The organism is Enterococcus sp. HMSC078F03 (assembly GCF_001811595.1).
Lineage (GTDB): Bacteria > Bacillota > Bacilli > Lactobacillales > Enterococcaceae > Enterococcus > Enterococcus faecalis.
Genome location: NZ_KV805602.1, coordinates 146879 through 157918, shown reverse-complemented (window position 1 = coordinate 157918; position 11040 = coordinate 146879). Strand labels below are relative to the sequence as shown.

Annotated in this window: 12 protein-coding genes; 1 reads left to right on the top strand and 11 read right to left on the bottom strand. The window is 37.0% G+C overall.

Going from position 1 to position 11040, the window contains the following annotated elements:
* Position 1: 1 nt before the first annotated feature.
* The 5 genes from HMPREF2810_RS13445 to licT all read right to left on the bottom strand — a co-directional run bounded on the left by HMPREF2810_RS13445 (position 2) and on the right by licT (position 5933).
* Positions 2-679, bottom strand: coding sequence for a TetR/AcrR family transcriptional regulator (locus tag HMPREF2810_RS13445; RefSeq protein WP_002367146.1), 678 nt, complete (start codon positions 677-679; stop codon positions 2-4).
* 147 nt (positions 680-826) lie between these two features.
* Positions 827-1396, bottom strand: coding sequence for a guanylate kinase (locus HMPREF2810_RS13440; protein ID WP_002384153.1), 570 nt, complete (start codon positions 1394-1396; stop codon positions 827-829).
* A gap of 181 nt (positions 1397-1577) precedes the next feature.
* Complete coding sequence (locus HMPREF2810_RS13435) at positions 1578-3023, bottom strand: glycoside hydrolase family 1 protein (RefSeq protein ID WP_002384150.1); 1446 nt, start codon at positions 3021-3023, stop codon at positions 1578-1580.
* 24 nt (positions 3024-3047) lie between these two features.
* A complete protein-coding gene (locus HMPREF2810_RS13430) occupies positions 3048-4928 on the bottom strand; it encodes a beta-glucoside-specific PTS transporter subunit IIABC (protein ID WP_010815217.1) in 1881 nt (626 codons plus the stop codon).
* Between the two features lie 162 nt (positions 4929-5090).
* Entirely contained in the window at positions 5091-5933 is an 843-nt protein-coding gene (gene licT, locus HMPREF2810_RS13425; protein WP_002359608.1) for a BglG family transcription antiterminator LicT, read from the bottom strand.
* Between the two features lie 301 nt (positions 5934-6234).
* Here licT and HMPREF2810_RS13420 point away from each other — a divergent pair, with 301 nt between their 5' ends.
* Positions 6235-6861 (top strand): FMN-dependent NADH-azoreductase, encoded by a 627-nt coding sequence (locus HMPREF2810_RS13420; RefSeq protein WP_002356569.1) that lies wholly within the window; start codon positions 6235-6237, stop codon positions 6859-6861.
* Between the two features lie 61 nt (positions 6862-6922).
* Here the strand turns inward: HMPREF2810_RS13420 and HMPREF2810_RS13415 are convergent, their stop codons facing one another.
* The 6 genes from HMPREF2810_RS13415 to HMPREF2810_RS13390 form a co-directional block, all read right to left on the bottom strand.
* Positions 6923-8092: an AI-2E family transporter gene (locus HMPREF2810_RS13415; RefSeq protein ID WP_002381494.1), complete on the bottom strand. Its 1170-nt coding sequence runs from the start codon at positions 8090-8092 to the stop codon at positions 6923-6925.
* A 4-nt stretch (positions 8093-8096) separates the two neighbouring features.
* A complete protein-coding gene (locus HMPREF2810_RS13410) occupies positions 8097-8465 on the bottom strand; it encodes a PTS glucitol/sorbitol transporter subunit IIA (protein WP_002356567.1) in 369 nt (122 codons plus the stop codon).
* A gap of 127 nt (positions 8466-8592) precedes the next feature.
* Positions 8593-8769, bottom strand: a complete 177-nt coding sequence (locus HMPREF2810_RS13405; protein ID WP_002356564.1) for a DNA-directed RNA polymerase subunit beta — start codon at positions 8767-8769, stop codon at positions 8593-8595.
* Positions 8770-8782: 13 nt separating this feature from the next.
* On the bottom strand, positions 8783-10084 hold the full coding sequence (gene murA / locus HMPREF2810_RS13400) for a UDP-N-acetylglucosamine 1-carboxyvinyltransferase (protein WP_002356562.1): 1302 nt from the start codon (positions 10082-10084) through the stop codon (positions 8783-8785).
* 102 nt (positions 10085-10186) lie between these two features.
* Positions 10187-10423 carry a DUF1146 family protein gene (locus HMPREF2810_RS13395; RefSeq protein WP_002356560.1) on the bottom strand — a complete coding sequence of 79 codons (237 nt, stop codon included), beginning with the start codon at positions 10421-10423 and terminating at the stop codon, positions 10187-10189.
* A gap of 188 nt (positions 10424-10611) precedes the next feature.
* Positions 10612-11031 (bottom strand): F0F1 ATP synthase subunit epsilon, encoded by a 420-nt coding sequence (locus HMPREF2810_RS13390; RefSeq protein WP_002356559.1) that lies wholly within the window; start codon positions 11029-11031, stop codon positions 10612-10614.
* Between the last annotated feature and the right edge of the window lie 9 nt (positions 11032-11040).

Below are 11040 nucleotides of genomic sequence, written 5' to 3'. Positions count from 1 at the left end.
GCTACTTATAAGCGCCATTTTTCAACCAATTTAATTTCATTTTTAATTGTTTGACTGCTTCAGTTGAATCATAGGCGGTATTTTCTCTTTGTTGACGATACCCGTCAACAATTGTTGAGAAAACGGCATGCATCGCCGTCTGCATGAACCATGTGAATTCTTTTGGCGTTTCAATGGTTAATTTCGAACGATCGATTATTTGATAAAGATGTTCTGCATAGGCAGCATGGCCTTTTCTTCCTCTATGCTTATGACAGTGCTGTTTCCTATTTTTTTCCTCTTCCCCAGTCGCTAAATTATCTGTCACCCGACGTGAAGCACGATAGTCCATGTTGACAAATAAATTCCGATAGAAAGAAGCATTCTCTCCAGTTAGCACTTCGACAATCATCTTGGAGAAATAGACATCCATGGCTTCGATTAAATCACCATTTTCCGCAATAATTTGTTTCTCTAAATCTCGTTCACTATTTTTTCTTAATGTCGCAAAGTAATAAAAATACAAATCTTCTTTGTTCTCAAAATATTGATAAAAGCTACCGCGAGGAATTTCCGCTAATTTAACAATATTTGCAATTGACGCTTCTTGTAAAGAATGTCGTGAAAATTCAATTTGCGCAGCATCTAATAAGCGTTGTTGCTTTTCTTCTGGCAAATGAAAAAACGTATTCGTAGGCATATTTGTGTTCCTCCCTTTTATGACACATTGTCATATGACACCATGTCATTATAGCACTCTCTATTCAGAATGCAAGTTTTTTACAAAAAAAATCAAGCACCCAGCAAGACAAAATTAATGTTAGATTCTGTCTCACCAGTTGCTTGATTAATAATAGTGTTTGATGCATTCTTGTAACAAGCCAGCGACCTCTTTTATAGGTCCATTGGCATCTATTCGTTGATAATTAGGATATTGTTCTAATTGGTTTTTGATAAGAATTTCTTGATCATAAAGGTTTAAACGTTCTTCAATAATTTTAGGATCAGATTCTCGTTGCTTTAAACGTTGATAAATATTTTCTTTTGAAACGTCAAAAAAAACTGGAATGACGGACTCGCCGAAACGCTCAAAGACCGCTTGAAAGCCTGGAAAAGTTAACGCATTATAGGCTGGATGCTCTTTCGTTGTTTCAACGATGGCATCTACACCGACACCGTAATAGTTTCCATGGTAAAAATCATACTCCACTAACTGATTGGTTTCAATCAAGGTTTGAAAACTTGCTTTTGTTTCAAAATAGTAATCCACACCATCCACTTCATCCAATCGTTTTTTCCTCGTAGTATGCGAGATAACTTTATAGTTTTTCGGAAAAACCTTACTTGTAATTGCGGTCTTGCCAGAACCACTCGGACCCATAATAACAAAAAATGGATGTTGTAATTGCTTAATCATTAGAAACGCTCCTCTCAGTTGTTTCTATTATAACGTATTGTGCATTATTTTGAAAAATTGACAAAAAAGAGCTTGGGCCAAAAATCACTTTGGATTTTTGGCCCAAGCTTAAAAATTAATAAACGGCGGGAACAGAAGCAACAACCTATTACGATTATCTTGTTTTGTTTAATTACAATAACTAGTCTAAGTTTTGTCCATTAGTTTCAATAACTTGTTTGTACCAATTAAACGATTTTTTTTCATAACGGTTTTTAGTACCATTTCCTTCATCGTCTAAATCAACGTAAATAAACCCATACCGTTTACTCATTTCACCTGTGGAAGCACTGACTAAATCAATACAGCCCCACGGCGTATAGCCCATTAAATCGACGCCATCTGCAACTGCTTCTGCCATTGCTTCAATATGACGACGTAAATAATCAATCCGATAGTCGTCTGCCACATAGAAATTTTCGTCTACTTTATCAATTGCACCTAAGCCGTTTTCCACAATAAATAAAGGTTTTTGATAACGATTATATAATTCATTCAGGGCAATTCGTAAGCCTTCGGGATCAATTTGCCAACCCCATTCACTTGCTTCTAAGAAGGGATTTTTAACGCCGCCTAAAAGATTCCCATCTGCTGTATCGTTGGTAGTACCAGTAACATCGACAGCAGTCGACATATAATAACTAAAGCCAATGTAATCCACTGGGTATTCTTTTAATAATTCTAAATCGCCTTCTTCAATGACTAAGTCTTTCACAGCATATTTTTGATACATGCGTTCTGCGTATGCTGGATATTCACCACGAACTTGAACATCTGTACAATAATAATTAAACTCTTGGTTTTCAATCATTGTAGCAACTTGATTGACTGGATTCGAATCAATGCCATACGTTGTTGCATAAATAATCATACATCCAATTTTTAATTCTGGATTTAATTCATGGCCAATTTTTACAGCTTTACTACTTGCAACAAATTGATTATGCCAGGCTTGGAAAATGTTTTGATAATCATTGGCTCCATTGCTTTTCACCAATCCTTGACTAAGTGCTGGGAAATGGAAAGCTGAATTAATTTCATTGAATGTCATCCAATAGTTAACTTTTTGGTGGTAACGTGTTAAAACAGTTTCCGCAAAACGTTCATAAAAGTCAACTAATTGACGATTTTTCCACCCGCCGTATTCTTTCGCTAAATGCAGTGGCATTTCATAATGAGAAATCGTAATTACTGGTTCAATGTTATAGCTTAAACATTCATCGATAACCGCATCATAAAATTTCAAGCCGGCTTCATTCGGTTGTGTTTCATCTCCTTGTGGAAAAATACGCGACCACGCAATTGAAAAGCGATAACATTTGAAGCCCATTTTAGCAAACAACGCAATGTCCTCTTTAAAGCGATCATAGTGATCAATTCCTGTATGATTAGGGTAGCGATATTTCGTTTCGTCAATCGTCCAATCAAACGCTTCATCTCCTAAAATAGCGAAACGTTGTTTTCCTCCAGGCATCGCATCTGCCACAGATAACCCTTTACCATCGGCTAAGTAAGCCCCTTCTAATTGATTGGCTGCGGTCGCACCGCCCCATAAAAATCCTTTTGGAAATTTTGTCGTTGTTGTCATACTTGTTCCTCCTCCAATTGTCTTTTATTTAATAATGGCTAAAAAGTCTTCACCATGTAACACGTCTGTTTGGTTCATATCCAAAACATCTAAATAATCATTCGTATTCGTTACCACAATCGGTGTAACTACTGGATAACTAGCTTCTTTAATGGCAGCAATATCAAAAGTAACCAGCAAATCTCCTTTTTTAACAGAATCACCTTGTTTCACTGATAATTCAAAGCCTTTACCATCTAATTCGACCGTATCCATGCCAATATGCATTAATAATTCAACGCCCTCTGTTGTCGTCAAGCCAACAGCATGTCCTGTGGGAAATAATGTGGTGATTTCACCATCTGCGGGTGCATACAGTTTGCCTTCAGTCGGCTCAATTGCAACACCTTTTCCTAAAGCACCTGAAGCAAAAACAGGGTCTTGTACTTTTTCTAGCGGTAAAATTTCACCTTGAAGTGGACTTGCTAAAATAATTTTGTCTTCTTGATTCGTTTTTACAGGTGCCACCATCTTATCAGTTTCTGTTTTTTCAGTTGCTGTTTCTGGATTAGGTTGATCTTCAAAACGTAAGACAAACGTTAAGACAAACGCAATGATAAAAGCAATTCCGGCACCAATTGCACCAGTAATCATCGGTGCAGTATCTTTTGTCTCTGCAGGAATAAACCCAGGTAAGCTCAACATACTAACCAAGCCAAACGTAAAGTTTTTCACGTGATTCATAGCTACAAATGCACCACCGATACCGCCACCAATACAAGCTGCAATAAATGGTTTTTTCAATGGTAAAGTCACGCCATATACAGTTGGTTCAGTAATTCCAAAAATAGTCGTAATACTTGAAGACAAAGCCAAACCTTTTAGTTTCACATTTTTTGTTAGGAAAAAGACAGCTAAAGCAGCCCCGCCTTGTGCAATAACGGCTGGTAATAACATTGGTACCATCGTATCGCCACCTTGTGTTAAGTTTAACATCATAATTGGTACAAAGCCCCAATGCATACCAAACATTACCAAGACTTGCCACAACGAACCCATTAATAACCCTGCGATAATTGGACTAAAAGCGTAAATTGCGTTGTATCCTTGTCCCAACCAATCGCCGATGACCGTCCCGATAGGACCAATAGCTAAGAAGGTAACAGGTGCCATAATAAGGAAAACAGCTAACGGAACGCAGATAATTTGTAGAAAACTCGGAATTACTTTTTTGAAGAAACGTTCCACATAACTTTGTGCAAAAACAGCCAAAATAATTGGTAAAACCGAAGAAGTATAGCCACTTGGCCCAATAATCACTGGAAGACCAGCAAAGCTAATTGTTTTGCCTGCTAAAGCAGTAATGCTGGGATGAACTAAGGCCATCGCCAAAGCAACCGCTAAAAAGGGATTAGTATTGAATTTTTTAGCAGCCGTAAACGCTAACATAATTGGTAAGAAAGTAAATAAACCATCTGCAATCGAAAAGAGAACAAGATATACGCCTGAAGTGTCAGCTAACCAGCCCATAGTTACAGCCAATGTTAAGAAGCCTTTTAGAACCCCAGCGCCGGCCATTGCACCTAAAAACGGTGTAAAAATAGAAGAAATAATATCAATTAAACGGTTAAAGATATTTCCGCCACTTTCTTTTTCTATATTATCAGAATCATTACCTAGTCCACTGTTGGCCATCAAATCCTTATAGACATCACTAACGTGACTGCCAATAACCACTTGATATTGTCCTGCACTTTGAACTACCTGAATAACATCTGGGTCAGCATTCAATGCAGCTGTATCTGCTTTATTTTCATCTTTTAATTTAAAACGTAAGCGTGTAGCACAGTGAACAACACTATTAACGTTGCCTTCGCCCCCAACAGCTTTTAACACACGTGCTGCAATTTCTTGATTTTTACTCATCTCTAGATCCTCATTTCCATTAATTTTTAATATCAAAAAAACCTACATTGAAAAAGAGCCAGATCCTTCTCTTCACAGCTGCGCAGTCTGCGAAAATCGTTATCGGTTTTTTCAATCTAGGTTTTGCCTGCATTATCAGTAACAATCCGCGATTATTGGTTGTTATGCTTTTTTATCATTGACCACTCTTTGGATATGAATGGTTAAATAAATCATTTCCGCTTGATCAATTGGTCGATCATAGCTTTTTAATAAATACTCATTAATACGTTGGACCGCTTGAAACGCCTTAGGATACTTTCCTTGGACCAATGCAAAAAGAAATTCGTCCTCCTCATCATGCGCTTCTTGTTTTAAATAACGTTGCGCAAAATATTGAAGATGTGTAACAATTCGTTGATAGTTCAATGAATCTTCATCAAACACCTGTCCAAAGTAGCGACTAATAATCGTTAAAATATCACGAACCATCTTGGTTGCTTCCATGGTAACTTCCATATTGCCATTTCCTTGTTCAGCATTCACAATATGAAAAGCAATGAAGCCCGCTTCATTTTCTGAAAATTGAACCCCTAGCTTTTCAGCAATAATCGCTAATGCTTGCTTTGCGATTTCAAATTCTTTAGGATAAAATTTGCGTGTTTCGAATACAAGAGGATTCGGAATATCAATTCCTTCTTTGGCTCGAAGTAACGCATAGTGAATATGATCCGTTAAAGTTAAATAAATATTTGATGAAAGCTCAATCGCTAGCGTTGTTTCTGCTAAATCAACGATTTGTTTGACGACTTCTACTTCTTTGGTGGGGACGTCTTCAAACAGCTGCTGGAATTGCCCTGCCATAGCGGAGTCCTTTAACACGAATTCCTTTTCAACATAATCTGGATTGATCGTGTCTCCAATCTTCTTTTGAAAGGCTAAGCCGCGTCCCATATAAACAATTTCTTCGCCTTGCTCATTTCTTGAAAGCACGACATTATTATTTAAAACTTTTTCAATCCTCATGATGAATGCAACCTCACTTTTTTATAAAAAAAGCCCAGAATCCCTCCACTGATTGTGTTAATGGAAGACTCTGGTTTTGCCTGCAAAGCAGTAACAATCCTTATTTACAAAGTAATAATAGCATGCTTTTTTTTAATATGCAAGCCTTTCCAAAAAAATATTTTTATTTATTTTTTACTCTTTTGATCCATTTTAAAAAAAAGTTTACTAAATCTAAAAAAAAGACTTGCTTTCTCTTACTTTTTATTAGTAAAATAGAGATGTTGAATTTTTAAACTATTTATTTTAAGGAGATTACACAATGTCAAAATTATTAGTTGTTAAAGCACATCCATTAACAAAAGAAGAATCACGCTCAGTTCGTGCGTTAGAAACATTTTTAGCTTCATACCGTGAAACAAATCCATCAGACGAAATCGAAATTTTAGATGTTTATGCCCCAGAAACAAACATGCCGGAAATCGATGAAGAATTATTATCTGCTTGGGGTGCACTTCGCGCTGGCGCAGCATTTGAAACATTAAGCGAAAACCAACAACAAAAAGTGGCTCGTTTTAATGAATTAACTGATCAATTTTTATCTGCAGACAAAGTAGTAATTGCTAATCCAATGTGGAACTTAAACGTACCGACACGCTTAAAAGCTTGGGTAGATACAATCAACGTTGCTGGAAAAACATTCCAATATACTGCAGAAGGACCAAAACCTCTAACAAGTGGTAAAAAAGCCTTACACATCCAATCAAACGGCGGCTTCTACGAAGGAAAAGATTTTGCTTCTCAATACATTAAAGCGATTCTAAACTTTATTGGCGTTGAGCAAGTTGACGGATTATTCATCGAAGGAATCGATCATTTCCCTGATCGCGCGGAAGAACTTTTAAATACTGCCATGACCAAAGCAACTGAATACGGTAAAACATTCTAAATTTTCCGAGTGATTTACATCAAAAAGAGACAAGCAGTTCGTTCACTGCTTGTCTCTTTTGTTACGTAGATTCTTGTTGATCTGGCTTATCTTCATCATACAAACCGGAAACGATTTGGTACCACTCAAAAATGTGTGTAATTATCACCTTAGCTGCGGCATAAACAGGAATTCCTAAAATCACCCCGACAATCCCAAATAGTTTACCAGACGTTAATAAAACAACCAAAATGGTGACTGGATGAATGGATAACTGACTGCCTAGAACAAGTGGTGAAATAAACCGACCTTCGACCGTTTGCTCAATGGCAAAAACAATCAAGACTTTAATTAACAAGGCTGGCCCACTGACAATTCCTAAAAAGACTGCTGGAATCATGGCTAAAAATGACCCTAAATAAGGGATTAAATTTAAAAAGCCTGCTGCAATACCTAAAGTGACTGCATAATCTAAGCCAATGACAGAAAAACCAATCATAAACATAATTGCCACTGCGAAAGCGACAGTTAACTGTCCTCTAATATAAGAAGAGACTTGATCATTGACTTCTGCAAGAACTTTTAAGGTTGGTTTACGCATCTTCACTGGTAAAAACTTCATTAAATATGGCGCTAAGTTTTTGCCATCTTTCAGTAAATAAAATAGAATAAAGGGCATCGTAATGATGGCGACAAAGATCGTAGCCACCGCCCCAAAGAAATTACCAATTCCTTGTACTGTGAACGTTGAGACGTTTTTAATGATGGTACCTAACGAACTGACAACTTTATCGCCTGCCGCTTCAAGTTGTTCTCTAAATTGCGCGAAAAGTGGATCACTTAATATTTCCTGCGATTTTTGATCAATTGTATCAATATATTGAGGAAAATGATTCACAAAGCTGACAGATTGCTCACGAATTTTAGGAACGATTACAATACCACCCCAAATGAGTAGTGCCACAATTAAAATAAATAGGCCGATAATACTCCAGACACGTGAGATTTGTTTTTTCTCTAAATAATCGACAATTGGATTTAATAAATAATATAAAATCCCCGCCATAATTACTGGTAAGCCGACAACGCCGAAAAACTGCCAGACGGGCTTAAATAAATAAGAAACTTTCGTAAAAGTTAGAATAATTAACAGCACCAATAAGACAATCAGTAAGGCTGTTACTACTTGATTATTTAAAAACCAACGCCAAAACCAAGACAGGCGTTTATCAGTCGTTTGTTTTTTATCCATTGATTCACGCTCCATTTACTAAGTAATCAATTGTTGTTCCAATAGTTATCTTTGGTAACTGATGGGGCGTTAAATAAACACCATTTCGGATAACATCATCCTCATCGGTTGGTGCATCAGCAAAGATTAAAGTGCTGTGAGCGATACTTTGCAAGTTACTATTGGCAAAAGAACCCACTTTTGTGATTGTATAGTTTGTATCGCCAATTTTCAGATGATCTCCTTCTGCCAAGGTAACTTGGTCTTTTTCTGGGAATGATTGAATAACTGCATGTTGCTTCAAGGTATCGGTAGCAGTTTCTCCAAAAAGAATAATCATTTTTTCTGAATCATCGATTGCATGTTTGCCTATTTCTGTTACGGTTGCTTGCATCTTCCATCCCACTCCTTCATTATCTTACTTCTATTATTATAGCATAGAATAAAATAGATATTCAGGAAAAAGAAAAGGCGGTGAACAATCGTCAATTGACTTTTGTTCACCGCCTTAAAATAAGTTTTTATTTAAAGAAGTTCATAATATGAGTCCAAATTTTTTCATCAAAGACATCCATTGGATTCCCATTTCCAATCAAACCATAACCAATCATTGTTCCCACAACAAATAAGATAATGACTAACGAAATGACCACTAGAATTTTCAATAATGTTACTAAAATATAACGAAATGAACTCATACGTTTGACTCCTTTAGATTACTGTCGTTGCTTGTTTTTCTTCAATTTTTTCATCATTGACACGTTCAACGTTCGCGCCTAATTTTTGAAGTTTTTTATGGAACTCATAATAGCCACGATCTAAATATTTCAAATTAGAGACACGTGTAATGCCATTTGCACGTAACCCTACTAAAATCAATGCGGCAGCTGCCCGTAAATCAGTGGCTTCCACTGCTGCTCCTTGTAACTCGTTGCCACCATTAATAACGGCAATGTTGCCGTCAATTTTTAAGTCAGCGTTCATTCGACGCATTTCCTCTAAGTGTTGGTAACGATTTTCAAAGACTGTTTCTGTCACGATGCTTGTTCCTTCAGCAAACATTTGGATCGCTGTCATTTGCGCTTGCATGTCTGTTGGGAAACCAGGATGCGGCATTGTCTTAACATCTGTTGGTTTTAGATGTTTTGGTCCAATTACACGGATGCCGTTTTCTTCTTCTTCAATGATTGCACCCATTTCAGTTAATTTAGAAATTAGCGGACGATTATGTTCAGAAATTGCTTCTTCAATTAAAACATTGCCCTCAGTCATTGCTGCAGCTACCATGAACGTACCTGCTTCAATTCGATCTTGAACGATTGAATGCTCTACGGCATGTAATTTATCGACGCCTTCGATACGCATCGTTTCTGTTCCAGCACCGATAACATTGGCACCCATTTTGTTTAAAATGTTTGCTAAGTCAACGATTTCAGGTTCACGAGCAACGTTTTCAATGATGGTTGTTCCTTTCGCACGAACAGCAGCCATCATAATGTTTTGCGTAGCGCCGACACTTGGGAAGTCTAAGTAAATAGTGTTACCGATTAGTTCATCCGCAATTGCTTCAATATAACCATTTTTTTGGATGATTTTTGCACCTAATGCTTGGAAGCCTTTTAAGTGTAAATCAATTGGTCGTTTCCCAATGGCACAGCCACCTGGCATTGCCACTTTGGCATGGCCATTACGAGCCAATAAAGGTCCCATTACAACGATAGAAGCACGCATTTTACTAACGTACTCATAGTTTGCTTCGATCCCTAAAGGTTGTGTTGCGTCTATTGTTACTTCATTCGCGTCTTCATCAAAATCAATGGCTACATTCAAATGCTTAATTACTTGATTCATTGTAAATACATCAGATAAAATTGGTACATTTTTTAAAGTAGTAACGCCTTCTTCAGCTAAAAGAGTAGCTGCTAAAATTGGTAAAACAGCGTTTTTGGCGCCTTCAATTTTTACAGTTCCTTCTAATTTTGTATTACCACCATGAACAATAATTTGTTCCATTTTGTTCCCCCCAAAAAAATGAGAATAGGTATTCCTATTCAAAATCTTTACTATTATACCATTATTCAACTAAAAATTGTACCTTTTTTTATTTTTCAATTTTTAAGGAAAATACACAATGAAAAGATTTCGACAAAGCGCAATCAATTCTAAAGCAAACGAGCTAACTGTGTATCCGATAGCGATGGCGAAAAATACCATCAGCATTCTAATTTGCGGTGTAAATTGGGTTTTGAAAAATTGCTCAATACGCAATGATTGCAACGCCCAAAAACTTATGTAAATGAACATAAGATGACTAACGATTCGAACAATAGCATCTACTCCATAGTATTGCATAAGGAGCCTCCTTTTTTCTAACGTAGGAACATTTTATCACAAAATAATAAAAACCGATAATTAATCCACTTGAAATGCCAAAATTTGACACTATTTATTAAAAAATACGAAGAAATAGAGTTTAAGGCAACTGACTCAATAGCAAGCGCCTTAAACTCTACAAAAGTGACTGAATCCTTCAGCCTTTTTTACCCATGTTTCGATACGTTGATCCGGTTGATTGCACGATGCAAAGCAACAGTCGCACGACGTAGTTGATCGCGGTCATCTTTTGCTTTGGCTTCTTCAATTAAACGCTCTGCTCGTTGTTTTGCTCGTTCAGCACGAGGTACATCGATATCTCGTTCACGTTCGGCACTATCGGCAATAATAGAAACGACATTATCACGGACTTCCATGATACCACCATTTACAGCTACCCAGTCAACATGTGTATCTGAATCGGTCCGTTTGATGCGGACTTCATCAATCGCTAGCGGAACGATGATTGGCGCATGTTTTGGTAAAATACCAATTTCACCATCTGTTGTTTTCGCCACAACGATTTTTGCATGGTGGTCATAAACTAGACCATTAGGCGTTACTACATTCACAGTAAGACTATCCATTGTGTTTGC